This window comes from Actinokineospora xionganensis, assembly GCF_014323725.1.
GTDB lineage: Bacteria > Actinomycetota > Actinomycetes > Mycobacteriales > Pseudonocardiaceae > Actinokineospora > Actinokineospora xionganensis.
In genome coordinates this window covers 1-25,884 of record NZ_JABVED010000030.1, presented here as the reverse complement: position 1 = coordinate 25,884, position 25,884 = coordinate 1, and the positions used below count along the sequence as shown (strand labels likewise).

The 25,884-nt window shown below is 68.9% G+C and carries 24 protein-coding genes and 1 other RNA gene; 13 read left to right on the top strand and 12 right to left on the bottom strand.

Annotated elements, in window-relative coordinates; all coding sequences use genetic code 11:
• Positions 1 to 50: 50 nt before the first annotated feature.
• Positions 51 to 1,013, top strand: coding sequence for an excalibur calcium-binding domain-containing protein (locus tag GPZ80_RS32275; RefSeq protein WP_222720082.1), 963 nt, complete (start codon positions 51 to 53; stop codon positions 1,011 to 1,013).
• A gap of 68 nt (positions 1,014 to 1,081) precedes the next feature.
• Here GPZ80_RS32275 and GPZ80_RS30170 read toward each other — a convergent pair whose 3' ends face one another.
• Positions 1,082 to 1,336: a hypothetical protein gene (locus tag GPZ80_RS30170; RefSeq protein WP_187224511.1), complete on the bottom strand. Its 255-nt coding sequence runs from the start codon at positions 1,334 to 1,336 to the stop codon at positions 1,082 to 1,084.
• Between the two features lie 167 nt (positions 1,337 to 1,503).
• On the opposite strand from GPZ80_RS30170, the gene GPZ80_RS30165 reads away from it, so the two are divergent.
• The 5 genes from GPZ80_RS30165 (at position 1,504) to GPZ80_RS30145 (ending at position 4,997) form a co-directional block, all read left to right on the top strand.
• Complete coding sequence (locus GPZ80_RS30165) at positions 1,504 to 1,932, top strand: hypothetical protein (RefSeq protein ID WP_312880656.1); 429 nt, start codon at positions 1,504 to 1,506, stop codon at positions 1,930 to 1,932.
• Positions 1,926 to 2,153 carry a helix-turn-helix transcriptional regulator gene (locus GPZ80_RS30160; protein WP_187224510.1) on the top strand — a complete coding sequence of 76 codons (228 nt, stop codon included), beginning with the start codon at positions 1,926 to 1,928 and terminating at the stop codon, positions 2,151 to 2,153. The genes GPZ80_RS30165 and GPZ80_RS30160 overlap by 7 nt, the downstream gene beginning before the upstream one ends.
• Positions 2,150 to 3,121, top strand: a complete 972-nt coding sequence (locus GPZ80_RS30155; RefSeq protein WP_187224509.1) for an NAD(P)-dependent alcohol dehydrogenase — start codon at positions 2,150 to 2,152, stop codon at positions 3,119 to 3,121. The genes GPZ80_RS30160 and GPZ80_RS30155 overlap by 4 nt, the downstream gene beginning before the upstream one ends.
• A gap of 99 nt (positions 3,122 to 3,220) precedes the next feature.
• Entirely contained in the window at positions 3,221 to 3,796 is a 576-nt protein-coding gene (locus GPZ80_RS30150) for a class I SAM-dependent methyltransferase (protein WP_187224525.1), read from the top strand.
• A complete protein-coding gene (locus tag GPZ80_RS30145) occupies positions 3,789 to 4,997 on the top strand; it encodes a DUF4241 domain-containing protein (protein ID WP_187224508.1) in 1,209 nt (402 codons plus the stop codon). Before GPZ80_RS30150 ends, GPZ80_RS30145 begins: the two co-directional genes overlap by 8 nt.
• A 13-nt stretch (positions 4,998 to 5,010) precedes the next feature.
• Here the strand turns inward: GPZ80_RS30145 and GPZ80_RS30140 are convergent, their stop codons facing one another.
• Complete coding sequence (locus tag GPZ80_RS30140; protein ID WP_187224507.1) at positions 5,011 to 5,430, bottom strand: hypothetical protein; 420 nt, start codon at positions 5,428 to 5,430, stop codon at positions 5,011 to 5,013.
• A gap of 139 nt (positions 5,431 to 5,569) precedes the next feature.
• Here GPZ80_RS30140 and GPZ80_RS30135 point away from each other — a divergent pair, with 139 nt between their 5' ends.
• Positions 5,570 to 6,019 (top strand): YdeI/OmpD-associated family protein, encoded by a 450-nt coding sequence (locus GPZ80_RS30135; protein WP_187224506.1) that lies wholly within the window; start codon positions 5,570 to 5,572, stop codon positions 6,017 to 6,019.
• A 48-nt stretch (positions 6,020 to 6,067) separates the two neighbouring features.
• On the top strand, positions 6,068 to 6,316 hold the full coding sequence (locus GPZ80_RS30130; RefSeq protein WP_187224505.1) for a hypothetical protein: 249 nt from the start codon (positions 6,068 to 6,070) through the stop codon (positions 6,314 to 6,316).
• 366 nt (positions 6,317 to 6,682) lie between these two features.
• Here GPZ80_RS30130 and GPZ80_RS30125 read toward each other — a convergent pair whose 3' ends face one another.
• Together GPZ80_RS30125 and ssrA are read right to left on the bottom strand one after the other, a co-directional pair.
• A complete protein-coding gene (locus GPZ80_RS30125; RefSeq protein WP_512699358.1) occupies positions 6,683 to 7,534 on the bottom strand; it encodes a DUF72 domain-containing protein in 852 nt (283 codons plus the stop codon).
• Positions 7,535 to 7,767: 233 nt separating this feature from the next.
• Positions 7,768 to 8,143: a transfer-messenger RNA gene (gene ssrA / locus GPZ80_RS30120) on the bottom strand.
• A gap of 154 nt (positions 8,144 to 8,297) precedes the next feature.
• Between ssrA and GPZ80_RS30115 the strand changes: the two genes are divergently transcribed.
• From GPZ80_RS30115 to GPZ80_RS30105, 3 genes are read left to right on the top strand one after another with little or no spacing between them, the layout of a single operon-like run.
• Entirely contained in the window at positions 8,298 to 8,957 is a 660-nt protein-coding gene (locus tag GPZ80_RS30115) for a sensor domain-containing protein (protein ID WP_187224504.1), read from the top strand.
• Complete coding sequence (locus GPZ80_RS30110; protein WP_312880655.1) at positions 8,954 to 10,081, top strand: sensor histidine kinase; 1,128 nt, start codon at positions 8,954 to 8,956, stop codon at positions 10,079 to 10,081. The genes GPZ80_RS30115 and GPZ80_RS30110 overlap by 4 nt, the downstream gene beginning before the upstream one ends.
• Positions 10,069 to 10,713, top strand: coding sequence for a response regulator transcription factor (locus tag GPZ80_RS30105; RefSeq protein WP_187224503.1), 645 nt, complete (start codon positions 10,069 to 10,071; stop codon positions 10,711 to 10,713). The genes GPZ80_RS30110 and GPZ80_RS30105 overlap by 13 nt, the downstream gene beginning before the upstream one ends.
• A 69-nt stretch (positions 10,714 to 10,782) precedes the next feature.
• Here GPZ80_RS30105 and GPZ80_RS33900 read toward each other — a convergent pair whose 3' ends face one another.
• Positions 10,783 to 13,248 (bottom strand): S8 family serine peptidase, encoded by a 2,466-nt coding sequence (locus tag GPZ80_RS33900; RefSeq protein ID WP_187224502.1) that lies wholly within the window; start codon positions 13,246 to 13,248, stop codon positions 10,783 to 10,785.
• A 225-nt stretch (positions 13,249 to 13,473) separates the two neighbouring features.
• A complete protein-coding gene (gene lon, locus GPZ80_RS30095) occupies positions 13,474 to 15,840 on the bottom strand; it encodes an endopeptidase La (RefSeq protein WP_187224501.1) in 2,367 nt (788 codons plus the stop codon).
• 140 nt (positions 15,841 to 15,980) lie between these two features.
• On the opposite strand from lon, the gene GPZ80_RS30090 reads away from it, so the two are divergent.
• Complete coding sequence (locus tag GPZ80_RS30090; protein WP_187224500.1) at positions 15,981 to 16,358, top strand: hypothetical protein; 378 nt, start codon at positions 15,981 to 15,983, stop codon at positions 16,356 to 16,358.
• Positions 16,351 to 20,613, top strand: coding sequence for a type VII secretion protein EccCb (gene eccCb / locus GPZ80_RS30085; RefSeq protein WP_187224499.1), 4,263 nt, complete (start codon positions 16,351 to 16,353; stop codon positions 20,611 to 20,613). Before GPZ80_RS30090 ends, eccCb begins: the two co-directional genes overlap by 8 nt.
• Here the strand turns inward: eccCb and GPZ80_RS30080 are convergent.
• The 6 genes from GPZ80_RS30080 to GPZ80_RS30055 all read right to left on the bottom strand — a co-directional run bounded on the left by GPZ80_RS30080 (position 20,602) and on the right by GPZ80_RS30055 (position 25,376).
• A complete protein-coding gene (locus tag GPZ80_RS30080) occupies positions 20,602 to 21,492 on the bottom strand; it encodes an amidohydrolase family protein (RefSeq protein WP_187224498.1) in 891 nt (296 codons plus the stop codon). The two genes, eccCb and GPZ80_RS30080, sit on opposite strands and share 12 nt — an antisense overlap.
• A complete protein-coding gene (gene smpB, locus GPZ80_RS30075) occupies positions 21,493 to 21,966 on the bottom strand; it encodes an SsrA-binding protein SmpB (protein ID WP_091373415.1) in 474 nt (157 codons plus the stop codon). It lies immediately after the preceding gene.
• A gap of 46 nt (positions 21,967 to 22,012) precedes the next feature.
• Complete coding sequence (gene ftsX, locus GPZ80_RS30070; protein WP_187224497.1) at positions 22,013 to 22,915, bottom strand: permease-like cell division protein FtsX; 903 nt, start codon at positions 22,913 to 22,915, stop codon at positions 22,013 to 22,015.
• A gap of 36 nt (positions 22,916 to 22,951) precedes the next feature.
• Positions 22,952 to 23,641 carry a cell division ATP-binding protein FtsE gene (gene ftsE / locus GPZ80_RS30065; RefSeq protein WP_091373409.1) on the bottom strand — a complete coding sequence of 230 codons (690 nt, stop codon included), beginning with the start codon at positions 23,639 to 23,641 and terminating at the stop codon, positions 22,952 to 22,954.
• A gap of 90 nt (positions 23,642 to 23,731) precedes the next feature.
• Positions 23,732 to 24,832 (bottom strand): peptide chain release factor 2, encoded by a 1,101-nt coding sequence (gene prfB / locus GPZ80_RS30060; protein ID WP_187224496.1) that lies wholly within the window; start codon positions 24,830 to 24,832, stop codon positions 23,732 to 23,734.
• A gap of 43 nt (positions 24,833 to 24,875) precedes the next feature.
• Positions 24,876 to 25,376: a PadR family transcriptional regulator gene (locus GPZ80_RS30055; protein ID WP_187224523.1), complete on the bottom strand. Its 501-nt coding sequence runs from the start codon at positions 25,374 to 25,376 to the stop codon at positions 24,876 to 24,878.
• Positions 25,377 to 25,884 lie beyond the last annotated feature (508 nt).

Below are 25,884 nucleotides of genomic sequence, written 5' to 3'. Positions count from 1 at the left end.
ACGAGGCGCGGCCCGTCCGCGCGCACCTTCGGCCCGAAGAGGCGACCGCTTTGATCGAGAACTCGTCGGCAGGCCTGCACATGTTCGAGCCCGCCGTGCCCGTGACCGTCACCCGCGAGGAACACCACCAGCACATCCTGGCGCGCTACCCGGTCCACGGCGACGTGCCGCGGCGGGTCGCCGTCGAACTGGCTTGGTGCACCATCGGATCCGGGAAGTACGAGGGCCAGCAGGCGATCGAAGTGCGGCTGGACGGCTCGCGGGTCGGCGAGCTCACCTACGCGATGTCGCAGCGGTACGCGCCGTTCCTGCGGTCGGTGTCCGCGCGCGGCGCCCGCCCGGGCTGCGAGGCCCTGGTCCACCTCGGCAAGCGCGGCATCGAACTGGAGCTCTACCTCCCGCGCCACACCGACGGCGTTCCCGTGGCCCCCATGACGCGCACCATGCCGCCGGTCCCGGCCGGGCCGGTGCGCCCGATGGATCCGGTGTCGCACGCCGTCCCGCCGATGCGAGCCCCGGTGCCGAGCAAGGCCAAGTCGAACCATGGAGCGGGCTTCGTCGTCGCGGGTGTCGTCGGCGTGATCACCCTCATCGCCGTCATCGCGGGCAGCGGCGAGGACGCCCCCACGGCGAGCGACACGGTGCTCACCACGACCACAACCTCAAGCACCACAACGACAACGACCACCACCACGCCGCCGCCGACGACTCCGGAGATCGCTCCTCCCCCAGTCACCACCGAGGCCGCTCCGCCGCCTGCGGCTCCGACGAAGGCGCCGGTCACGACGACAAAGCGGACCACGACCGTCGCGCCCGCCCCACCCAAGCCCGCCCCCACGACCGCGGCGAGCAACTGCGACGAGAACTACTCCGGCTGCGTCCCCGTCGCCTCCGACGTCGACTGCGCGGGCGGCAGCGGCAACGGCCCGGCCTACGTGCGCGGACCGGTCCGGGTCATCGGCAGCGACATCTACGACCTCGACCGCGATGGCGACGGGGTCGCCTGCGAGTGACACTCACGTCCCGATGAAGTAGCCGACGAAGCCGGTGAGCGGGCCTTCGGGGATGACGAAGCCGCACGTCACCAGGTCGTGGTTCCGTCCGGTGCGGTGACGGTGGAGGCGAAGAAGACGAACGCGATCGGGTCCTCGCCGGTGACGACGTTGCGCCAGGTCCGAGGAGGCGAGCCGCCGCCGAACCGGACGTGCTCACCGGTGAACGTCGTGCCGTCCGAACACGTCAGCACCCGCACCATTGCGGGCGCGTCGGCCTGGGCGGACGGCGTCGCGCCGACCAGCAGCGCGATCGCCGAAAGAACCAACGCGAGACGTCTCATGGCAGCTCCCGAGCAACCTGGGGTAAGCCCCGACGGCCGGACATACGTCCGCGCGAGTCACCTCGACCAAGGTCGAGCGGACCGGGTTGAAGTAAAGAAATTTTGACATGGAGTCAGTTCTGCTTTACGTTCATCCATGTCAACTTTGCTTTACATCGGGAGCTGCTGTGGCGTTCGAAGAGAAACGCGCGTGGATCATGCTGGTGGTCACGGTCGCGGCGTACGGGGTCTACCTGATCACCGTTCTCGGACGGACCGGCGACGTTCCACTCGCTGACGTCCCCTACGTGTCGACGATGCTGTGGACGATCATCGGCTCGATCGTCGCGACGATCGTGCTGAACATCGTGGTCTCGATCGCGTCGCGCGAGGACGCCGCGCAGAAGGACCAGCGCGACCGTGAGATCGCCCGGTTCGGCGACTACATCGGCATGTCATTCGTCGTCATCGGCGCGGTGGCCGCGATGTTGATGTCGATGGCCCAGTGGAACCACTTCTGGATCGCCAACACGATCTACCTCGGCTTCGCGCTGTCCGCGGCCCTCGGTTCCATGGCGAAACTCGCCGCCTACCGCCGGGGTTTCCAGGCATGGTGAAGTCAACCAAGGTCACCAACACGATCCGCGCCCTGCGATTCGCGCACGGGGAGATGACGCAGGCCGAGCTGGCCAAGCGCATCGGCGTCACCCGCCAGACCGTCATCGCCATCGAGCAGGGCCGCTACTCGCCGTCCCTGGAGATGGCTTTTCAGATCGCCAAGGTGTTCGGCGTCCCGCTCGACGACGTGTTCCAGTACCCAGAAGGAGAAACACCATGAAGGCGATCGTCCAGGACATCTACGGCTCGGCGGATGTGTTGGCACTGCGCGAGATCGAGAGACCCACGGCGGGCGACAACGACGTCCTCCTGGCCGTCCGGGCCGCGGGCGTCGACCCGGGCGTCTGGCACCTGATGACCGGAATGCCGTACCTGGTCCGAATCGCGGGTTTCGGCCTGCGCAAGCCGAAAGTCGCCACCCGGGGCCGAGACGTCGCGGGCCGGGTCGAGGCGGTCGGCCGGAACGTCACCCGGTTCAAGCCCGGGGACGAGGTATATGGCACTTGCGAAGGCTCCTTCGCCGAGTACGCGACAGCCCGCGAGGACCGGTTGGCGCTCAAGCCCGCGGGCCTTTCCTTCGCCCAGGCGGCAGCGGTCCCGATCTCCGCCGGCACCGCCCTGCAGGCGCTGCGCGACGCCGGCGAAATCAAGGCGGGACAGCATGTCCTGGTCATCGGCGCGGCGGGCGGCGTCGGCACCTTCGCCGTGCAACTCGCCAAAGCCTTCGGCGCCGAGGTGACCGGGGTGTGCAGCACGACGAAGACGGACCTGGTCCGGTCTATCGGCGCGGACCACGTCATCGACTACACCCGCGAGGACTTCACCGAAGGCGGTCGCCGCTACGACCTCGTCCTCGACATCGCGGGCAACCGCCCGCTGCCGAAGCTGCGAAAGGCTCTCGCCGCCAAGGGAATACTGGTGATCGTCGGCGGCGAAGGAGGGGGTCGCTGGACCGGCGGCTTCGGCCGTTCGCTGCGGGCCGCCATGCTGTCACCGTTCGTCGGCCAGAAGCTGTGCGGGTTGATAGCGAAGGAAACCAGCACCGACCTCGAGGCGCTGACCGCGCACATCGAGGCGGGGAAAGTCGTTCCCGTCATCGACCGCACCTACCCGCTGGGCGAGGCCGCCAAGGCGATCCGACACCTCGAGGAGGGGCACAATCGCGGCAAGGTCGTCATCACCATCTGAGCGGCGAGGCTGAAGCACGGAGGTCCGTCCGCTCTTGGCGATATCACCAGACGAACCCTGAGCAGCCGAGCCCGATCCCGTGTTCAGTGGAGATCATGACTGCCGACTACCGGCGCGCACGCGGACCAAGTCCGGAAACCGGGTTGGACTCCGGTAGGCGTGGGCCTCTCTCCAGGCATGCGCCGACATGCCAGGGGCCGCATGCCCATCGCCCTGGCCGACGGCAGGCGGCTGCCCATTCGAAGCGGTTCCCTGTCGGCTGTCATCGCCGTCATGGTCCACACGGACATGCCGGCCTACCTGGCCGTCGTCCGCGAGGCGGCCCGGATTCTGCGGCCCGGTGGGCGCGTTCGTCCACATCGGCGTCCACCCTGCTTCCGCGGAGCCTTCGCCGACCGTTCCGACCGCGAGGCGATCGTCCTGCGATCGGGCTACCGCGACCGCCATTGGACCAAGGAATCCTGGACGGACAAAGGAATCCGCCACCTGGTCGGCGCCACCCACCGCCCGCTGCCCGACCTGCTCCACACCTTCCTCGACGCGGGCCTCGCACTCGAACGCTTCACCGAAGGCGGCGCGCAGACACCGATCACCTTTTTCGCCCGAGCCCACGAGCCGACGGCCATGACAACCCGAACTGTCGTGGCACGTTGTTACCGTCGCCGCCATGCCTGAAGAGATCACTGTGGACCTCGTCTACTGCGAGGGGTTCGACCCGGAGGCACGGACGCTCGTCGGACGCATCGGTGTCGAGGAGGCGCGACGTCGTCATGCGGCGGGGGAACAATTCGCGGTGGCCGCCGTCACGGCGGACGGCGGTCGGGTGCCGGCCCTGGTCGACTGGGCTGGAACGCAGCGGTACGCGCGCGTGTGGCGTTTCGACGAGCAAGGCAGGCGCGTACACCAGACGCAGTGCCGCCTCGTCCCGGAGGGCGGATTGTTCGTCACCGAGGTCCGGCTCTGGACCTACGACTCGGCCGGGCAGGCCGAGTTCGACCGAGGCGCGGGCCAGGAAACCATCCGGAACTTCCGCTCCGGTCGAGTGGAGCACGAGGCAGCACCCGCGGGCGAAGGCGGCGGGATGCGGGCGACGCAAACCCAGGTCGACCCGGCCACGCTCGTGGTCCCCGTGCCGTCGTTCGGGGACTTGTCGACGCTGTTCGGCCTGGGCCCGGTCCGCGTGCGGCGGGTCGATGACGCCATCGACCCGGCGACAGCGCCACCATGGCGTCCTCCGGTCCCTCTGCCTCCGGGCGACCCGACCGCGCTTTTCGAGCCCGGCGTGCGGTATTCGCTGGCAGGCAGCGGTAGCACCGTGATCACCGACGTCCGCCCCGCCGGCGTGGCACGACTGGTGTCCGGGCAGTTGGCCGCGGCCGATCCGGGTTGGCTCGACGGAGTGGACCCGTTCACCACGCCCGTCGCCCCCGGCGCCTACCGGGTGGACCTGGCTGTGATCCGGTTCATCGACCAGCCCGATCACACGAGAGTCGCGGCGGCGCGACTGACCGTCGTCGACGCGCCCGTGGCGTCATGGGAACCCGCGCTGACCGCGTCCGCCGAGCCGCTGATGCTCGGGGAGGGCGAGTTCCAAGGTTTCGGTGTCGACAGCGGCATGGCGTGTTTCTTCGACGTCGCGGCCGGCCCCGCACTGGCGGAGCTGTCCGACCAGGCCGTGGCCGACTGGGACGGGATGGCGGACCTGCCTGCCGAGCTCGTCGACCCGGCGACGGGCGCGAGTCTCGTCCAGTTCACCTCCGGCTGGGGCGACGGCGCATATCCGACTTGGCTCGGCCGCACCGCCGAGGGCGAGGTCGCGTGCTTCGTCGTGGACCTGCTGGTCCTGCGGGAAGCGGAAATCGTGCCCAGCGCCTGAGCCGCCGGGCCGGTCAGTCGCCCTCGATACGGCTTTGAGTCAGGGCGGCCAGCGCGTGCGCGAGTTTGCGGTGCGCCCGGGTCACCAGTGGCCCGTACTGGAACACTTTCGACTTGATCCCGAGATCGACGCGCGTCCCGGGGCCTTCCGGGTAGACAGCGGCCGGGTAGAAGAAGCCGTAGGTCATCAGGTTCGGCTTGGACGAAAAGACCACGACGCCGCGGCTCGGGTCGGCGTCCTCGATGGCGTAACCGGGCGGGCAGTGCTGGGCAAGCCAGCCGTAGACCACCTGGGGCGGAGCCGCCGAGCGCAGGACGATCCGTCGCTTGGTCATCGGGACGGTGGCCACCGTCCCCTTCCTGGTGTACGCCACCAACATCATCGCGCCGACCAAGACCACCGCGAGCAGCGGAAAGATCAGGAAGTAATCCACGCCGCAGCGTATCCCCGCGACGGCTTCGATGGGAGTCTCTTGTGTGCACCGAGCCAGCCGTAGCGACCGGAGACCCGGGTCGGATACTGCCGCTGTCGCACCGTCACCTCGTCACCGGGAACACGTGAGGGGATACACCATGAGATTTCGTGCCGAACTGGAATCCACCGGCAAGAACACCGCCGGCTTCGAGGTGCCCGAGGAGGTTGTCGAGAGTCTGGGTGGAGGTGGCCACCCGAAGGTGTCCGTCACGGTCGACGGCTTCACGTTCCGGACCTCGATCGCCAAGATGGGCGGCCGGTTCCTCCTCGGCGTGAGTGCCGAACGGCGGGCGCAGGCAGGCATCGAAGCCGGACAGGTCTTCGACGTCGACGTGGAACTCGACACCGCGCCCCGGGAAACCGAGGTACCCGACGACCTCGCCGCCGCGCTGGCCGCCGACGCCCAGGCCAAGAACTTCTGGGACACGCTGACCCACAGCAAGCAGTCGTGGCACGTCCACCAGGTGACCAGCGCCAAGAAAGCGGAGACACGCGCGGCCAGAGTCGAGAAATCGGTCGCCATGCTCCGCGAGGGCCGCGCCCGCTGACACCTGCCCCAAGGACATCCCACCTTCGCCATCGCCGCGGGGCTGTTCGTGATCGGCCACGTCATCGGCACCGTGATGCTTGGCCTCGCCATGTGGAACAGCGGCCTGGTGTCCCGCTGGGCGGCCGCGGCGACCATCGTGTCGCAGCCGCTGCACTTCGTCGCGGCGGCGGTCTTGGCCGACCACGCACTGGACCTCGCGGCGTGGGGCCCCAACGCGGTGGGCTTCGCCGCCGTCTCAATGGCCCTGATCACGCACCGCTCCGCGCCGGCGCGAACCATCGGCGACGATTGCTGACGGTCATGGTTGCCCCGGGTGGCGGGCCGGTCCCTGTTGTCCCCCAAGCGGGAGAGATCGCCCGTCGGCGATCAGCGGACCGATCCGTCATGTCGGCGAAGCGCTTCTGCGACGGGAAAGACTTCGGCCATTGTGCGGAGCGTCTTGAGGGTCCGCGGGACGGGCTGACCGGCGGTGAGGGCGTCGATTGCTTCGTACATCTGCTCCTCCACCGCGATGACCTGGTCAGCCTTGGTCTGCCCGGCGTCGGTCAGGTGAGGGTCACTTGGCGCCGGTCTTCGGCACGGGTGCACGGTGGACGAGTCCGGCGGAGCCGAGCAGATCGTCGTCAGGCGCCCCGCGACATCGACGGGAGTGCTGGTCTCGTCAGAACAGGGTCGCGGGCTCGATAGGCGCGGGTTCGGGCAGCACGTCGAGGTCGGGGACGAGTGTTCGCACGTCGTCGTGGAAGCGGCGGGCGAGGGCGGGCGCGTCGTCGTTGTCGGGGGTGTGCAGGAATACCGTCGGCGATCGGCCCTCGCGCAGCCAGTCGGCGACCACCTCGGTCCACGGCCGCCACCCCTTGACCGTCTCCTCGATCGAGTCCCGGCCCAGGTAGCGGACGATCGGTCGGTCGGTCAGCGCCCGCGTCCGCCGCGGCAGCCTCGGTTTCCTCGCCCAGGCTTCCTGTGCGGCCTCGCTGGCCGGGGGGCTCTGGAAGAAGACCGTGGTGTCGAACGGCACCCACTCGGTGTTCGCCTCGGCGAGTGTCCGCTCCAGCAGCGACATCGAGCCGAGGTCGGTGAAGAATCCGGGGTGGCGAACCTCCACGGCGCGCTTGCGGTCTGCGGGAAGCCTGCGCAGGAAGCGCCCGAGGGCGTCGACGTCGGAAGGGCCGAACGAGCCTGGCAACTGGGTCCAGAGAACCGCCCGTTCACCGAGGGGCTCGACCGCGTCCAGGAACGCCCGCATCGCGACCTCGACACCGGCCAACCGGCGCTCGTGCGTGACGATCTTGGGCAGCTTGAGCAGGAACCGGAAAGCGGGATCGGTCTGTCGCGCCCACGTCTCGACGGTGTCCCGCGCGGGGGTCGCATAGAAGGTGGTGTTGCCCTCGACAGCGTTGCACCAACCGGCATAGGCCCGCAGCCGCTCCCCTGCCGCCAGGGACCGCGGCACGAACCGCCCTGGCCACGCCTTGTGGGTCCACATCGCGCACCCGACATGAAGACACGCCATCCCACCACCTCCATTGATCGCGAGTGCAGACCGCTTGCACCGTGGGCGAAACCACCCATCGGTACGCACCCCGATGCGCGCAGCGCGACCCGCTTGGTTACGCACCCCCGATGCGCGCAGCGCGAGCCACGCTGGAATGGTCACCGATCGCACCGTGGGGGTCTGGGGGCTCGGCCGAGTACAAAGACGACCGACGCGGTCTGCGCTTTCCGCAGACACGCGTCGGCCGTCAGTCGTGGAGGTGCCGGGAATCGAACCCGGGTCCTCTGTCGCTTCATCAGGGCTTCTCCGTGCGCAGTCCGCATTGTCTCTACTTGGCCCCACCGGTCACGCGAACAAGCCGGTGTGACGAGCCCAGCCACTGTTTGTTTCCCAACCAACCCCCGTGACCGAGGCTGGCGGTAGTCCTCCTAGCTGATGCCGGGATCCAGGGCGGAGGCATCCCTGGGCCGACAGACCCGACCCGCTACTTAGGCAGCGAGGTCGTAGTCAGCGCGAACGTTAGTTTCGGCGCTTATTGGTTTGCGAGCGACGCTTACGGTGGTCATCTCGCCTGCACCGGCACGCTTCCCACTGAATCGACGTCCAGAGTCGAAACCGTTCACCCCCTCGTGGATGTTCTCACCAAGGATAACGCGTCGACCCCGCCAGTTCATTCCGGTTTCCCGAAGGTGGGGTCAGCCCTACCCTCGGGCCGGTGGTCGACCCCATGGTTCGGGCCTGCGCGGGCCGTGATGCTTGTCCCTGACGAGAGGGGACGAACATGACCACGATCCACAGTGACGGCACCCGGCCTTCGCCGCCGGTGTTCGGGGCGTTGGCGTTTTTGTTGATGAATCTGGTGGTGGGGATCACGGCGTTCGTGGTCCTTGTCGTGCTGTTCACGGTGGGTATCGGCACCGCGGTGGTGTGGGTGGGGCTGCCGTTGCTGGCGTTGGCGGTGGTGCTGTGCCGCGGGGGCGGCCAGGTCGAGCGGGCCCGGGTCTACGCCCTGCTCGACACCTACATCGCCGGCCCGCACGAGCCGCTGCCGGAGACCAAGCGGTGGCTGGCGCGGGTGAAGGACGCCGCCACCTGGAAGAGCCTGACGTACTTCATCCTGCTGCTGCCGGTGGGCATCGCCGAGTTCGCCATCATGGTGTCCTTCTGGGCGACCTCGCTGGCCCTGGTCTTCCTGCCCGTGTACTTCCGCTACCTGCCGACCGGCAGCTACCGCATGTGGGACTGGGACCGCCCGTGGATCGTGGTGGACTCGACCCTCGAGGCGCTGCCGTTCGCCGCCCTGGGGGTGCTGCTGCTGGCCTGCACGGTCGCGTTGACCAAGGGCATGGGGGCCGCGCACGCGCGGTTCGCCCGGGTCATGCTGGGTCCGGTGCGCCCACCCGCCGGTTCGTGGCAGCCTGTGACCGGGGGTGTGATGTGACGACGCGGCAGTATCCGCATCCGGCGGCTTCCATCGCCTACCTGCTGGGCGCCTTCCCGCTGAGCCTGTTCACGTTCGTGACGACCGTGGTGCTGATGTGCGTCGGCATCTCGACGGTGGTCATCTGGGTGGGGGTCGTCATCCTGGTGGGCGCGGCGGTGTCCGCCCGGGCCTTCGGCAACGCCCACCGGTACTGGACGCGGACGCTGACCGGGGCCGACCTTCCCACGGAGCCGGTGCTCGCCGACACGGGCGAGAGCATGCTGCGCCAGTGGCGGACCCTGCTCACCGACCGCCGGACGTGGCGGGACCTCCTGTACCTGATGCTGGAGTTCCCGCTGTCCATCATCGGGTTCGCCCTCGCGGTCACGAGCATCCCGCTGGTCCCGCTGGCCCTGTGGGTGGCCCCGCGCTACGCCTGGCTGCACTCGCAGCTCGCCGTGGCGATGCTCGGGCCGGACCGCACGGCCGACCTCACCGCGAAGGCCGAGCGGCTGCAGGCCTCCCGGGCCCGCGGTGTCGACGCCGCGGAAGCCGAGCGGCGCCGCATCGAGCGGGACCTGCACGACGGCGCCCAGCAGCGGCTCGTGGCGGTGGCCATGGGCCTGGGCCGGGCCAAGGGCAAGTTCGACGCCGACCCCGAGGCCGCCCGCAGCCTGATCGACGAGGCCCACGCCGACGCCAAGCTGGCCGTCGCCGAACTTCGCGACCTCGCCCGCGGCATCTACCCCGCCGTCCTGGGCGACCGCGGTCTCGACGCGGCCCTGTCCTCGCTGGCGGCCCGGTGTCCGGTGCCGGTGGAGGTGGCCGTGACCGTCGACCCCCGCCCACCCGCGGCGGTGGAGAGCACCGCGTACTTCATCGTGGGCGAGTCGCTGACCAACATCGCCAAACACGCGAACGCCACCACGGCCATGATCCGCGTCTGGCGGGAGGAGCGACCCGCGGGCGACCAGGTCGTCGTGGAGATCACCGACAACGGAACGGGCGGCGCGAACCTGCGTCCCGGGGGTGGCCTGGCGGGCCTGGCCGACCGCGCTGCCACGATTGACGGTGTGATGACCGTGGTGAGCCCCCATGGCGGGCCGACAGTGATCAGGGCGGACCTGCCGTGCGCGTGGTGATCGCCGAAGACTCGGTTCTGCTGCGCGTGGGCGTCACCCGCCTGCTCGCCGACGAGGGCATCGAGACGGTGGCGGCGGTGGAGGACGGCGACAGCCTCCTCACCGCGGTCGCCGAGCATCGCCCGGACCTGGCGATCGTCGACGTGCGAATGCCCCCGAGCTTCACCGACGAAGGCCTCCGGGCGGCACTGCGGGCCCGGGCGGAACTGCCGGGCCTACCGGTCCTGGTGCTCTCCCAGTACGTCGAGGAGCGCTACGCGGTAGAGCTGCTGGCAGGCGGCGCGGGCGGAGTCGGCTACCTACTCAAGGAACGCGTGGCCGACGTCGCCGAATTCGTCGACGCTGTCCGCCGGGTCGCGAACGGCGGAACGTGCATCGATCAGGAGGTGATCGCGCAGCTCATGGCCAGAGGACGCCGCAACCCGATCGACCTGCTGACCCCACGTGAACGCGAAGTGCTGGGCCTGATGGCGCAGGGACTGTCCAATGTGGCCATTGCCAAAGCCCTGACGGTCTCGGATGGCGCTGTGGAGAAACACGTGGGCAACATCTTCTCGAAGCTGGGCCTTGAACCCAGCAGCGTCGAACACCGCCGAGTACGCGCAGTCCTGACGTTCCTGGAACGCGCATAGGACAGGAACCACCCAAACACGCGCCAGACACCAAGGGCGGCAAGGGAATCCCCTTGCCGCCCAAGGCACTCACCCGACAGACAAAGTCACATCATCAACCAAGAACGAAGTCTGCAAACTCTCGTCCTCGGCAGACGCGAACCGCACAGTCACAGTCTGCCCGGCGAACTCGGCCACGGAGTAGCTGAACTCCCGATATCCGGCCTCATTCAGGTTGGAGAACGTCGCCAACGTCTTACCAGCCACCGAAACAGTCATCCGGTCGTACGCCGTCGGATCAGTCTCAGCGCTGTCAACCCGCAGCCAGAACGACAACCGGGCGCTCGAACAACCGGCAGGGACAGCCACCTGCTGCGAGAAAGACTCGTTGCTGACCGAGCCCCACCCACCGAGCCAAGCACTCCAGGTGCCACCATGCGCCGGATAAGCACTGTGCTGCCCGATGACGTTCACCGAAGAAGTCCAGCCAGTCGCACCAGACTCGAACCCAGGGTTGACGACCTTCTGCGCGGGCGGACAAGAACCACCGGTGACCGTCCACGAGAACGAAGCCGAGGCCGACGCACCGGAGCTGTCCCGCACATCCACCTTCACCGCGAAAACCCCAGCGGCCGAGGGCGTCCCCGACAGCACAGCCCGATCGGTATCACCAGGCTGCAATGAGATCCCCGCGGGCAGGCCGGTAGCCGACCACGCGTACGGCCCAGCGCCACCGGAAACAGCGAGCTTGACCCCGGCCTCCACGCCGACAGCGCCAGTCTGATCACCCGGGTTCGGCAGCACCAGACTTCCGCCGCCCTCGATGGTCCAGCTGAACGAAGCCGAAGCGGCGGCGCCAGTGTTGTCCCGAACGTCGACCATCACCGCGAAAACGCCGGCGGCGGAAGGGATGCCGCCGATGATCGCGACATCGGTGTCCGTCGGGTTCAGCGCGATACCAGCTGGCAAACCACTGGCGGTCCACGTGTACGGTCCGGTCCCGCCCGACACGACCAGCTTGACTCCCGTGTCCACCCCGACCTTGCCGGTCTGGTCACCCGGACTCGGCAGCGTGAGCTGACCACCACCACCGCTGACAGTCCACGTGAACGTGGCGGTCGCCGTCGTGCCCGCGCCATCCTTGACCGTCACCGAGGAGTTGTACGTGCCCGCCGCGGTAGGCGTGCCCTCGACCGCGACCGACTGCGTCGTGCTCGGCCCCACCGCGATCCCCGGCGGCAGCCCGGTGCCCGACCACGTGTACGGCGCCGTCCCGCCGGTGGCGGAGACCTTGACGCTCGTCGCCACCCCGACGGTCCCGGCCTGGTTCCCCGGACTCGGGAGCGCGACCGGGTTCGACGGTGTGCCCGGGTCGATGTTGAGCAGCCGGTTGGGCGATCCCGTTCCCGGGTTGGTGACCTTGTTCGGCGTCGACGCGGCGATCAGGCCCGCCTGCACCTGCGCCGGGGTGTCCGACGGCCGGTTGGCCAGCCACACCGCCGCCGCTCCGGCGACGTGCGGCGCGGCCATCGACGTGCCGCTGATGCTGTTCGTCGACGTGTCGTTGGTCATCCAGGCCGACGTGATTCCCACCCCGGGCGCGAAGATGTCGGTGCAGGTGCCGAAGTTGGAGAAGCTGGCGCGCGCGTCGTTGCGGTCGGACGCGTTGACCGTGATGCCCTCGGTGACGCGGGCGGGCGAGTAGTTGCAGGCGTTCCCGTTGTCGTTGCCCGACGCCAGCGCGTACGTGATGCCCGCCGCGACCGAGTTGCGGACCGCCGTGTCGAGCGAGGCCGCCGCCCCGCCGCCGAGGCTCATGTTGGCCACGGCGGGCTTCACCGCGTTGCGGGTCACCCAGTCGACGCCGCTGATGACGCCGGTGTTCGAGCCCGACCCGGCGCAGTTGAGCACCTTGACCGCGACGACCTTGACGCCTTTCGCGACCCCGTATTCCTTGCCGCCGACCGTGCCCGCGACGTGCGTGCCGTGCCCGTGGCAGTCGGTGTTGTTGCTGTCGACGGTGTTCGTGCCCCACGTCGCCCGGCCCTCGAAGGTGCTGTGCGAGACGCGAACCCCGGTGTCGATCACGTAGGCCGTCACGTTCGACGCCCCAGTGCCGTAGCTGTACTTGTTGTCCAGCGGCAGGTTCCGCTGATCGACCCGGTCCAGGCCCCACGACGGCGGGTTGAGCTGGTCCTCGCTGATCTTGACCAGCGCGTCCTGCTCGACCGTGGCGACCGCCGGGTCGGCGGCGAGCCTGCGCGCCTGCGCGGGCGTCATCCGGGCGGAGAACCCGTTCACCGCGTGCTGCCACGCCACGGTGACGGAACCGCCGTACTTGTCGGTCAGCGCGGCCGCGGTCCGCGCGGAGGCGGATCTGGGCGCGGCGCTGTCCCTCACGACGACGATATAGCTGTCCTTGACCGCGTCGGCCCGGTCGGCGCCGAGCACGACGCCCTCAGCCGCGGCGGTGGGTGTCAGCACACCCAACGCCAGCGCGGTGATCAGACCCGGCACGCCGAAGCGGCGCAGCCGGGCCATGCGAACTTGTCCCATCGAAGGTCTCCCTCATGCAGGGGCCTCCGCCGCCGCCTGGGCGGGCGGCGGAGACGCAGGGACCTCGACGGTGTCGCGGATTCACTTTATTGACCAGCGCTACCCGCCGGAAACCGCTGTTCAGCACATCGATATGAACTGTCGGACTTAGGGGAAAACCCTCACAGAATTCGATTGGGCCATAGCTCGGAAACAATGGTTCCCGAGCTATGGCCCGAATACGCGTCACGCGGCGAGCGTGGCCTCCGCGGCCGGTGCCAGGGCCAGTTCCAGCACCTCCCGGACGTCGCCGACGAAGTGCACGGTCAGGGCGTCGCGCACCGACTCGGGCACGTCGTCCAAGTCCGGCTCGTTGCGCTGCGGTAGCAGGACCGTGGTGATGCCCGCGCGGTGCGCGGCGAGCAGTTTCTGCTTAACCCCACCGATCGGCAGCACCCGTCCGGTCAGCGACACCTCACCGGTCATCGCCACCTCCGAGCGGACCGGCCTGCCCGAGAGCAGCGACGCGAGCGCGGTGGTCATGGTGACCCCTGCACTCGGCCCGTCCTTCGGGACCGCGCCCGCGGGCACGTGGACGTGGACCCCGCGGTCAGCCAATTCGGCCACCGGCAATCCCAATTCCTGCCCGCGTGAGCGCAAATAGGACAATGCGATCTGCGCGGATTCCCTCATGACGTCACCCAATTGACCGGTGAGTGTCACGCCACTCGACCCGGTGCCTTTCTCGGCCAGCGACGCCTCGACGAACAACACGTCGCCACCCGCGCCCGTCACCGCAAGACCCGTCGACACACCGGGAACCGAGGTGCGCTCGGCCGACTCGGGTGTGTGTTTCGGACTGCCGAGGTAGCCGCGCAGGTCCGCGGCGCCGACGGCCAGCGGCAGCTCCGCGGCGCCGAGCGCCAGCTGGGCGGTGGCCTTGCGCAGGATGCGCGCGATCGCCCGTTCCAGTTGCCGCACACCGGCTTCCCGGGTGTACTCCCCCGCCAGCAGGCGCAGCGCGGCCTCGTCGACGGCCACCTCCTCGGCGGTCAGACCCGCCCGCTCCAGCTGCCTGGGCAGCAGGTGGTCGGCGGCGATGACGACCTTCTCGTCCTCGGTGTACCCGTCGAGCCGGACCAGCTCCATCCGGTCGAGCAGCGGCGCCGGGATCTGCTCGATCACGTTGGCCGTGGCCAGGAAGACCACATCGGACAGGTCGAGCTCGACCTCCAGGTAGTGGTCGCGGAACGTGTGGTTCTGCGCCGGGTCAAGGACTTCCAGCAACGCTGCGGTCGGGTCGCCCCGGTAGTCCGAGCCCACCTTGTCGATCTCGTCGAGCAACACCACGGGATTCATCGAGCCCGCTTCGCTGATGGCGCGGACGATCCGGCCGGGCAGCGCGCCGACGTAGGTGCGCCGGTGCCCGCGGATCTCCGCCTCGTCGCGGACACCGCCGAGCGCGACCCGGACGAACTCGCGGCCCATCGCCCGGGCCACCGACTCTCCCAGCGAAGTCTTGCCGACCCCGGGCGGACCGGCCAGCGCCAGCACCGCGCCGCTGCGACGACCGCCGACCACGCCGAGCCCACGCTCGTCGCGCCGCTTGCGCACGGCCAGGTACTCGATGATCCGGTCCTTCACGTCGTCGAGCCCGGCGTGGTCGGCGTCAAGGATCGCCCGTGCGCCCACGATGTCGTACGCGTCGTCGGTTCGCTTGTTCCACGGTAGGTCGAGGACGGTGTCGAGCCACGTGCGGATCCAGCCGACCTCGGGAGACTGCTCCGATGTCCGCTCCAATTTGTCCACTTCGGACAGGGCGGCGTCACGCACCTTCTCCGGCAGGTCGGCCGCCTCCACGCGGGCGCGGTAGTCCTGCTCCTCGGACGCGGGCTTGCCGTCCAGTTCGGCCAGTTCCTTGCGGACGGCGGCGAGTTGCCTGCGCAGCAGGAACTCCCGCTGCTGCTTCTCCATGCCTTCCTTGACGTCCTTGTGGATCGTCTCGGCGACATCGAGTTCGGCCAGGTGCTCGCGGCCCCACTCGATCAGCTTCGCCAGCCGGGCGACCACGTCGGTGGTCTCCAGCAGCCACACCTTCTGCTCGTCGGAAAGATAGGAGGCGTACCCGGCGAGGTCGGCGAGCGCGGCCGGGTCGTCGACCTGGGCGACGGTGTCGACCACCTGCCACGACCCGCGCTGCTGCAGGATCGTCGTCACCAGCGCCTTGTATTCGCGGGACAGCTCCTCCGCGCGCTCACCGAGTTGTTCCTCGGCCAGTTCCGCCTGCACCCACAGGGCCGCGCCCGGCCCGGTCGTGCCCGCGCCGATGCGCACCCGGGCGGTCCCCCGGACAACCGCGGCCAGTTCGCCGCCGGGCAGCCTGCCGACCTGCTCCACCACGCCCAGCGTGCCGTAGCGGGCGTACTTGCCGTCGAGTCGGGGAACGAGCAGCACCCTCGGCTTGTCGTCCTCAGCGGACGCCTGGGCGGCCTCCACCGCCGCGCGCACCTCACCCGCGATGTCCGTGCCGCCGATCCTGATCGGCACCACCATGCCGGGCAGCAGGACCGTGTCGTCGAGCGGAAGCACCGGAAGCGTGAACGCCTCGGCCATGTGGATCACCCTCCAAAGTTGAGTCTGACTAGCTCAACCTCGCGGGGTGTCCGGTTGTTTCCTCCCCGTGTTCGCCCTGAGCGAGCACGTCACTTGGTATACCTAGAGCAAGCGATCGGACACTCTCTGGGGGCCAGGCGATGGGCGAACTGACACTGCGCGTGGATGGCGGCGCCGACGCGGCCGGGCTCGACCGGCTCACCACGATGCTGTTCGCCGACCTGCGCGCGCTTGGCGTGGCCAAGGTGACCCGCGCGGACGGTGCCGAGGCCCACGGCAGCAAGTCGGGCGCCACCCAGAGCATCGCCGAACTCATCCTCACCGGGGCGCTGCCCGCCGCCGCGATCACCGGCGTCTACAAGACGGTCACCGCGTTCCTCGACCGGGCCAAGGCGCGGTCGGTCACCTGGCGCCAAGGCGACCAGGAGATCGTGCTGACCGCGCTCTCCGGCGACGAGCAGCGCAAGTTCATCGAGAAGCTGGGCGAGACCGCACCCCGGGAACCGACCGATGGGTGAACGGCACGCACTGCTGGTCGCCACCGCGCGCTACGCGGACCCGAAGCTGCGCAACCTGCGCGCGCCGGTGCAGGAGACCCAGCTCCTGGCGCAGTTGCTTCTCGACCCGGCCATAGGTGAGTTCGACTCCGCGCCCGTCCTGCTCGACAACCGCAAGGCTGTCATCGAGTACGAGATCGAGCGCCTGTTCAACGACCGCTCGCCCGACGACCTGGTCCTGCTCTACCTGTCCGGCCACGGTTTCAAGAACGCCGACAACCAGCTGTTCTTCGCCGCCAACGACACCGAGACCAACCGGCCGTACTCGACCGCGATCCCGTCGGTGATGGTGCGCCAGCTGCTCTCCGAATGCCAGTCCCGGAACAAGGCCGTGCTGCTGGACTGCTGCTACAGCGGCATGTTCTCCCGCGGCGCGGTGGCCAAGTCGACCGAGGGCGTCGACCTCGACGCCAGCCTCGGCATGGGCACCTACGTCATCACCGCGACGAACGAACTCGATTTGGCCTATGAGGACGAGCGAGTCGTCTTCGACCGTAGGCAGCCGTATTCCCGGTTCACCGACGCGCTCATCAGCGGGCTGACCACCGGCGCCGCCGCACCGCCCGGCGCCGAAATCATCACCGCCGACGACCTCTACGCCTACCTCTACGCCGAGTTGCGCAAGAACACCGAGACCGAGCGCCCGCAGCTCCCGACCCGGTTCAACGACGCCCAGGGCACGATCAAGATCGCCAACGCGCGCTCGCGCAGGCTCGTGGTCGACGAGTCGGCTTCCTCGCCGCAGCTGGCCGACCTGATCCCCGCGGTACGCGAGGCCGCGCCCACCGGGATGGTCGTCCCGATCGGACAGGCGCACCACATGCCCGGTCGCGCCGACGACGTCGTCCGGCTCGACCTCGCCGGGCACGACGGCCACATCGGCATCGTCGGCAAGATCTGGTCCGGCAAGTCGGCGCTGCTGCACACCCTCATCGCGGGCCTGCAGTTCGACCGCTCCGCCGACGAGGTCCACTTCTACTGCCTCGACTCCGGCGGCCAGTTCAGCTCGCTGCGCGCGATGCCACACGTCAAGGAGATCGTGGCGCCCTTCGACCACGCCGGGATCAAGGCGGTGCTCGACCGGGTGGAGAAGACGATCAGCACCCGCGACCGGCTCTTCCGCGGCGCGCAGATCGGCCACGTCGGCCAGTTCCGCGAGCTGCGCAGGCGCGGCATGCTCCCCGCCGCCGACAACGGCGACGTATTCCTCGTCGTCGACGGCTGGGACCAGTTCGCCGAAGAGGTCCCCGACCTGCCCGCCGCGGTCAAGAAGATCGCCGCGACCGGACTCAGCGTGGGCGTGCACGTGCTCGTCACCGCGCGGCACTGGGCGGAGATCCCCCAGGACATCGCCCGACTGCTGCGCGCGCGAATCGAACTGTGCCTGGACGACCCCGCCGAGTCCAAGATCGACCCCGCGCTGGCCGCGACGCTGCCCGACCGCGCGGGCTGGGGCCTGTTCAACGGCCGCACGTTCCTCGCCGCCCGTACCGATCCGGCCGACACCGAGGCGGTCCTGCTGGCGGCGGCCGAACGGCTCGCGGGCGCGCTCACCGACGAAGCCCCGACCACATCCGTGGCCCCGCGGCCGTCGGGACCGCCCCGGCTCCTGCCGCTGCTCGGCATGCCCGACGACCCGGCCCGGTTCGATTTGTCCCAGGCGTGGCGGCCGCGCGCGCCGCAAGACCGGCTGTGTGTGCCGTTCGCCGTGGACGAGGCGGGTATACCGGTCGCGCTGGACATCAAGGAAGCGGCGATGAACGGCATGGGCCCGCACGGCCTGTGCATCGGCGCGACCGGCTCCGGCAAGTCCGAACTGCTGCGCACCATCGTCCTCGGCCTGATGGCGACGCACTCCTCGACCGAGCTCAACTTCGTCCTCGTCGACTTCAAGGGCGGCGCGACCTTCCTCGGCCTCGACAAGGCCCCACACGTCGCGGCCACGATCACCAACCTCGCCGCGGAGACCGACCTGGTCAACCGGCTCATGGAGGCATTGACCGGCGAACTCAACCGCCGCCAGGAGCAGCTGCGGCTGGCGGGCAACTTCGCGAACGCCCGTGAGTACGGGAAGGCGCGCGAGCACGGCGCCCCGCTCGACCCGCTGCCCGCCCTGTTCATCGTCGTGGACGAGTTCTCCGAGTTGCTCTCGGCCAATCCCGACTTCATCGATCTGTTCGTCATGATCGGCCGGATCGGCCGGTCGCTGGGCATCCACCTGCTCCTCGCGTCCCAGCGCCTGGAGGAGGGCAGGCTCCGCGGCCTCGAGTCGCACCTGTCCTACCGGATCGTCCTGCGCACGTTCTCCGCGATGGAGTCACGCACCGCGATCGGTGTCCCCGACGCCTACGAGCTGCCCCTCACTCCCGGTGTGGGCCTGATGCAGGTCGGCAACGACCCGCTGCGCCGGTTCACGGCCGCGTACGTCTCCGGCCACTACGGACCCGCCGACACCGACGGCCCGCGGCCCAGCGAACTCGACGTGCTGGTCGACCAACTGGTCGGCCAAGGGCCACCCGCGCACGAGGTGTGGCTCCCCCCGCTGTACGAGCCCAGTCCGCTCGACCACCTGCTGCCGCCAGTGGTGCGCTCCGCCGAACGCGGGCTGTGCGCGTCGGCCAACGGCAGCCTCCGGCTTCCCGTGGGGCTGGTCGACAACCCGTTCGCGCAGCGCCGCGACGTGCTGCTGGCCGACCTGGCCGGGGCGGGCGGCCACGTCGGCGTCGTCGGCGGGCCGCAGTCGGGCAAGTCGACGATGCTGCAGACGCTGATCCTGTCCACCGCGCTGACCCACACCCCGCAAGAGGCGCAGTTCTACTGTCTCGACTTCGGCGGCGGCGCACTGTCCACCGTGGCAGGTCTGCCGCACGTGGGCGACGTGGCCACGCGCCTCGACCGTGCCAAGGTCCGCCGGACGGTCTCGGAGCTGACCGGCCTGGTGCGCGCCCGGGAGGCGCGTTTCCGCGAACTCGGCATCGATTCGATCGCCGACTTCCGGGCCAGGAAGGCCCGCGGCGAGCCGACCGGTGACCCGTTCGGCGACGTGTTCCTGGTGATCGACGGCTGGACGACCGTGCGCAACGACTTCGAGGAGTTGGAACGGCAAATCCTCGACCTGGCCGGGCGCGGGCTGGGCTACGGCGTGCACGTCGTCGTCACGGCGAACCGGTGGGCCGACATCCGGCCCACGCTCAAGGACCAGCTCGGCACCCGCTTCGAGCTGCGACTAGGCGATCCGAGCGAGTCCGAGGTGAACCGGCGGGTCGCCGTCACCGTGCCCACGGGCCGTCCCGGCCGCGGCCTCACCAGCGACGAACTGCACTTCCTCACCGCACTGCCCCGCCTCGACTCGGGCAACTCGGTCCACGATGTCGCGCTCGGCCTGCGCAAGGCGGTCGCCGCGGTCGCCGAGGCCTGGCCCGGGTGGACCGCGCCCGCGATCAAGCTCCTGCCCGAGCAGGTGGATTACCACGCTCTTCGCGACGACCCCGTCGCAGGCAGGCTGATCCCACTGGGCCTCGACGAGGACAACCTCGCCAACGTGTACCTCGACTTCCGACGGGACGCGCACTTCCTCGCCTTCGCGGACAACGAATCCGGCAAGACGAACCTGCTTCGGACCATCACACGGGGCATCACCGATCGGTACTCGCCAAAGGAAGCCGTCATCTTGATGGTCGACTTCCGCCGCACGATGCTCGGCTTCGTGAAGGAGCAGCACCTGATCGGGTACGCGGTGTCGGCGAACCAGCTCGAAAGCATGATCAAGGACGTCCGGGCGAGCCTGGCCAAGCGGCTTCCGCGATCCACCCTCAGCCATGAGGAGTTGCGCAACCGCTCCTGGTGGACCGGACCGGAGCTGTTCATCATCGTCGACGACTACGACCTCGTCGCCGCGGCGGGCGCGGTCAACCCGCTGCAGCCGCTGGCGGAATTCCTACCCCAAGCGGTCGACGTGGGCCTGCACCTGGTCGTCGCCCGCCGCACCGGCGGGGCGGCCAAGTCGCTCTTCGACCCGATCGTCGGCAAGCTGCGAGAGCTGAGCACCCCCGGCATCGTGATGTCCGGCAGCCGCGACGAGGGTGTGCTGCTCGGCAGCGTGCGCCCGTCAGCACTACCACCGGGCCGGGGCACACTCGTCCGTCGCCGAGAGGGCGAGTCCCTCATCCAGGTGGCCTGGACCCCCGAGCACTCCGCCGCCGTATCAAAGGGCTAGCAGGCGCGCCGGGGTGTCGTGCAGAACCGCGCGCAGGAACGGCTCGCCGAGCCGGTCGTCATGGGCCCATCCCGCGATCGCCGCGAGCTGCGTGGCGTACGGGTAGGGGATGCTCGGGAAGTCCGTGCCGAGCACGACCCGGTCGCCCACGCCCGCGAGCCGCGCGGTCCAGTCGGCGGGCAGCGGCGTAAGGCGCTCGGTGAACGGGACACCGACCATGGTCGTGTCGAGGTACACCCGCTCGTACTGCTCAGCGAGATCGAGGGCGACGTCGAGTTCCGGCATCCCGGCATGCGCGAGCACCGCGGTCAGCCTGGGGTGCGCGCGCAGCACCTCGCCGAAGACGTCAAGCCCGGTGAAGTCCCCCGGCAGCGGCCCGTGTCCGCAGTGGACCACGACCGGCACACCGGCCTCGGCGAGCATCCCCCACGCCGGGGCCAGCAGCTCCGATCGCGGGTCGTACGCGCCCACCTGGACGTGCGCCTTCACGCATCGCGCGCCCGCGCGCAGAGCCGCGTCCAGATAGTCGGCGACCTCGGGTTCCGGGTAGAGCGTCGCGGTCGGCACGGCATCCGGTGTGCGCGCGGCGAAGTCGAGCACCCACTCGGTGAGCCAGCGCGCCATCCCCGGCTTGTGCGGATAGACCAGCGGCGCGAACGCCACTACCCCGAGGTGGCGCAACGTCGCAAGCCGGTCGGCCTCGGAAGCGCGGTACTGGATCGGCCACGCCATGCCGTAGTTGCGCTCGGCGTCGTCGAAGTACTCCCACACCTTGCGCTGCATCGCGTCGGGCAGGAAGTGCACGTGGATGTCGACCAACCCGGGCAGCCCGAGCGAAGCCACCCACGCGGCGACCTCACCGTCGGTGGCGGGATCCACTCACATGCCCTTGGCCGCTCGGCCGAAGGCCTTGCTGATCTCGCGCTGCGCGTCGCGCTTGGCCAGGTCCTGGCGCTTGTCGTAGGACTTCTTGCCCTTCGCCAGCGCCAACTCCACCTTGACCTTGCCGTCCTTGAAGTACATCGACAGCGGCACCAGCGACAGACCTGACTCCTTGATCTTGCCGATCAGCCGCTCGATCTCGCCCTTGTGCAGCAGCAGCTTGCGCGTCCGCCGCGGCTCGTGGTTGGTCCAGGTGCCCTGGGTGTACTCCGGGATGTGCAGGTTGCGCAGCCACACTTCGCCGTCGTCGACCGTCGCGAACGCGTCCACCAGCGACGCACGCCCCTCGCGCAGGCTCTTGACCTCGGTGCCGACCAGGACGACCCCCGCCTCGAAGGTGTCGAGGACCGCGTAATCGTGCCGAGCCTTGCGGTTCGACACGATCACCTTCTGACCCTTTTCCCTTGCCATGACGCGTGACTCTACGTGCGGCGGGGAGAGGGCAGCGACGGGATTGTCACGTGCGGACGTACAGACGCAGGGTGACGTAGCCGGTGATCGCCGAGATGACGACCGCGATCAGCAGCAAGATCGGTGAGACCAGCGCGATGTCCGAGGCGTCGACCGACTTCACCACCCCGGCCTGGATCGGGTCGGCGAGCACGTCGTCGGCGAAGGCGACCTTGCCCATCACCAGCATTCCGATGGCGACGAGCGCGCCGACGACACCGGTGACCACGGCTTCCAGGAGGAACGGCAGCTGCGTGTACCACCGGGTCGCGCCGACCAGGCGCATGATGCCGACCTCGGTTTTCCGGGTGAACGCGGAGAGCTGGACCGTGTTGGAGATCAGCAGCAGCGCCGCGATCGCCATGATGCCCGCGATGAAGAACGTGCCGTTCCGAACACCGTTGAGGGCGTTGAAGAACCGGTCGAGGAACTCACTCTGGTCGGTGATCGTGTCGATCCCCGCCTTGCCGCCGTACACCTGGGTGATCACCTCAGGGCGGTCCGGGTTGACCAGTTTCACCCGGAACGACGCGGGCAGCGCCTCCGGCCGGGCCAGCTTCACCAGCTCCGGCTGCGCCTCGAAGATCCGCTTGAACCGTTCGAACGCCTGGTCGCGGTTTTCGAACACGACCTCCTCGACCGCCGGGTCACTCTCCAGCGACGAACGCAGGCCCTTGCACGGGTCCGCCGTGCAGCCCTTGTCGTTCGCCGACACGTCGTTGGTCAGGTAGACGCTGACCTCGACCTTGTCCTGGTAGAGCTCCTGGGTGTTATCGATCATCCGGACGACGAGCAGGCCACCACCGAGCAGGAAGAGCGAGATGGCGGTCGTGATGATCATCGCGATGGTCATCGTGATGTTCCGGCGAAGGCCGGTGACGACCTCGCTGAACACGAAGCTGGCACGCATCGGGGTTGGTGTTCCTCGTCTTTGGGGGCAGGTGGGTCAGCGGCCGACGCCGTAGACACCGCGGGCGTCGTCGCGCAGCACACGGCCGAGATCAAGCTCGACGACGCGGCGCCGCATCGAGTCCACGATGGAGTGGTCGTGCGTGGCCATCAGCACGGTCGTGCCGGTGCGGTTGATCCGCTCCAGCAGCAGCATGATGTCCTGGCTGGTGTCCGGGTCCAGGTTTCCGGTCGGCTCGTCGGCCAGCAGCATCAGCGGCCGGTTCACGAAGGCCCGGGCGATCGCGACGCGCTGCTGCTCACCACCGGACAGCTCGTGCGGCATGCGCTCGGCCTTGCCCTCAAGGCCCACCAGCTCGAGCACCTCGGGCACGACCTTCTTGATGGTGTGCCGGGGCTTGCCGATGACCTCGAGCGCGAACGCCACGTTCTCGGCGACGGTCTTGTTGGCCAGGAGGCGGAAGTCCTGGAAGACGCAGCCGATGGACTGCCGCAGCCGGGGCACGCGGCGGCGCGCCATCCGGGCGACGTCGAAGTTGGCGACGTAGACACGCCCCTTGCTGGGGACCTCCTCGCGCAGCAACAGGCGCAGGAACGTCGACTTCCCCGACCCCGACGGGCCGATGAGGAAGACGAACTCACCCTTGTCGATCTCGACCGAGACATTCTCCAGGGCGGGCCGCGTGGAGGTCTTGTAGACCTTGGATACCTGTTCGAGGCGGATCACGGTGGGCGAGTCTACCCGCGCCTGTTATGAAGCTGTTGCTTCGCCTCGGGTAAGCGTTTCCGCTGGTGACGGTGTGTACACCGGCGGTGACTATTGGGTACGACGCCAGCGGATCCCGGCCTCGAGGAAACCGTCGATGTCGCCGTCGAGCACCGCGCCCGGGTTGCCGACCTCGTACTCGGTCCGCAGGTCCTTGACCATCTGGTACGGGTGCAGGACGTAGGAGCGCATCTGGTTGCCCCAGGACCCGCTGGAGCTGTCCTTGAGGGCGTCCATCTTGGCCTGGTCCTCCTGCCTGCGGCGTTCGAGCAGCTTCGACTGCAGCACGACCATGGCCGAGGCCTTGTTCTGCAGCTGCGAGCGCTCGTTCTGGCAGGACACCACGATGCCGGTCGGGATGTGGGTCAGGCGCACGGCCGAGTCGGTCGTGTTGACGCCCTGGCCGCCGGGGCCGGACGCGCGGTAGACATCGACGCGCAGGTCCTTGTCCTCGATCTCGACGTGGTCGGTCTGCGCGAGGTTCGGCGTGACCTCGACCGCGGCGAACGAGGTCTGCCTGCGGCCCTGGTTGTCGAACGGCGAAATGCGGACCAGCCGGTGCGTGCCCTGCTCGACCGACAGCGTGCCGTACGCGTAGGGGGCGGTGACCCGGAACGTCGTGGACTTGATGCCCGCCTCTTCGGCGTAGGACGTGTCGAAGACGTCGACCGGGTAGCCGTGGCGCTCGGCCCAGCGCAGGTACATGCGCATGAGCATCTCGGCGAAGTCGGCGGCGTCGACGCCACCGGCCTCCGAGCGGATGGTGATCAGGGCGTCACGCTCGTCGTACTCGCCGGACAGCAGCGTGCGCACCTCGAGGGAGGAGATGTCGGCCCGCAGCTTCTCGCGCTCCACGTCGGCGTCGGCGGCCGCGGCGGCGTCGCCCTCGTCCTCTTCGGCCAGCTCGTAGAGCACGGGCAGGTCGTCGAGGCGGGAGCGCAGCTCCTCCACCTTGCGCAGCTCGGACTGCCGGTGGGAGAGCTGGCTCGTCACCTTCTGCGCCGCGTCAGGGTCGTCCCACAGGTCCGGACGAGCTGCCTGCTCCTCCAGATCGGCGATCTGCGCGCGCAGCCCATCGAGGTCCATCACCGCCTCGACACTCGCGAGCGTGGCGGAGAGGTCCTTGATGTCAGTGGCGACGTCCGGGTTCACGTCGAAAGAGATTACGCGGACGCGGACGCCGCCGCTGCGGCGGTCAGGACTTCGGGATCGAATCCAGCAGCTTCAGCACTGCCTTGGCCCGCGCCATGCCGAATTCCGCGATCGCCTTGGCGTACGGATCCTCGGCGGACTTGGCCGCCAGTTTCGCGGATTCGTGTTCGCCGTTGTAGACGACCTTGGCGGAGTCGAGCAGCGCGCCCCGCTGTTTCGCGGTGAGCGTGCTCGCGTGGACAAGGCGCAGGATCAGCGGGCTGCGCAGGTGGTCAGGGCCGGGCTCGCCACCGAGCCAGCCCTTGAACGCCTTCTTGCCCGCGGCTGTGATCACGTACTGCTGGCTCGATCGCGGCCCCTGCTTGCCGAGACGGACGAGTCCGTCGTCGGCGAGCGCGGGCAGCTCGCGATAGACCTGGCTGCGCGTGACGCTGAAAAACGAGCCGAAGCGCTCGCGCGCAGCGGACACCAGCTGGCCGCCGGTCTGCGGACCTTCGTGCAGCAGACCCAGAAGGGCCGCGGCAGTTGCATTCAATTCAGACACAGGACAACGGTCCCACGACATCGGCGTGCTGTCCACAGTGGCCAGGTCGCCCAGTCCACAATGGCTGATCGTCAAACAAACGGCGTCCCCACTTTTGGACGCAACCGAACAGCCCACGTCACTGGGCCCGTCTGGCGCAAACCTGGACGGTCCCAACAGGACTGACTCACCCAAAGGAGTGGCCTATAGGGAATGCCAATACCCATTCGGCGCAGTCCGGGAAGCAAGTCGTAATCAGTGATCGCTGGGAATGGTCGACATAATGTGCGGCAGATCACGTAATTAGTCCGCCGACTATTCAGAGTTGTTGTCAGATTCCCTACGAACGTAGGTGGCTGAAACTTCACAACGAGAGGATCATGCGCGGATCGCACTGAGAGTCCTGAGTGGACCAGCCGTTTGATGATACTTCAACTTGATGAGGTCCACCGGATAGCAAGAAGGCCGGTCCGTATGGACCGGCCTTCCGCATCTGTAGCGGGGACAGGATTTGAACCTGCGACCTCTG

Bases quoted from the DNA above. Each gene is read 5' to 3' on its own strand.
- GPZ80_RS30170 (WP_187224511.1), bottom strand. From the start codon at position 1,336: ATGAGACGTCTCGCGTTGGTTCTTTCGGCGATCGCGCTGCTGGTCGGC.
- GPZ80_RS30160 (WP_187224510.1), top strand. From the start codon at position 1,926: ATGGTGAAGTCAACCAAGGTCACCAACACGATCCGCGCCCTGCGATTC.
- GPZ80_RS30155 (WP_187224509.1), top strand. From the start codon at position 2,150: ATGAAGGCGATCGTCCAGGACATCTACGGCTCGGCGGATGTGTTGGCA.
- GPZ80_RS30145 (WP_187224508.1), top strand. From the start codon at position 3,789: ATGCCTGAAGAGATCACTGTGGACCTCGTCTACTGCGAGGGGTTCGAC.
- GPZ80_RS30135 (WP_187224506.1), top strand. From the start codon at position 5,570: ATGAGATTTCGTGCCGAACTGGAATCCACCGGCAAGAACACCGCCGGC.
- GPZ80_RS30125 (WP_512699358.1), bottom strand. From the start codon at position 7,534: ATGGCGTGTCTTCATGTCGGGTGCGCGATGTGGACCCACAAGGCGTGG.
- GPZ80_RS30115 (WP_187224504.1), top strand. From the start codon at position 8,298: ATGACCACGATCCACAGTGACGGCACCCGGCCTTCGCCGCCGGTGTTC.
- GPZ80_RS33900 (WP_187224502.1), bottom strand. From the start codon at position 13,248: ATGGGACAAGTTCGCATGGCCCGGCTGCGCCGCTTCGGCGTGCCGGGT.
- lon (WP_187224501.1), bottom strand. From the start codon at position 15,840: ATGGCCGAGGCGTTCACGCTTCCGGTGCTTCCGCTCGACGACACGGTC.
- GPZ80_RS30090 (WP_187224500.1), top strand. From the start codon at position 15,981: ATGGGCGAACTGACACTGCGCGTGGATGGCGGCGCCGACGCGGCCGGG.
- eccCb (WP_187224499.1), top strand. From the start codon at position 16,351: ATGGGTGAACGGCACGCACTGCTGGTCGCCACCGCGCGCTACGCGGAC.
- smpB (WP_091373415.1), bottom strand. From the start codon at position 21,966: ATGGCAAGGGAAAAGGGTCAGAAGGTGATCGTGTCGAACCGCAAGGCT.
- ftsX (WP_187224497.1), bottom strand. From the start codon at position 22,915: ATGCGTGCCAGCTTCGTGTTCAGCGAGGTCGTCACCGGCCTTCGCCGG.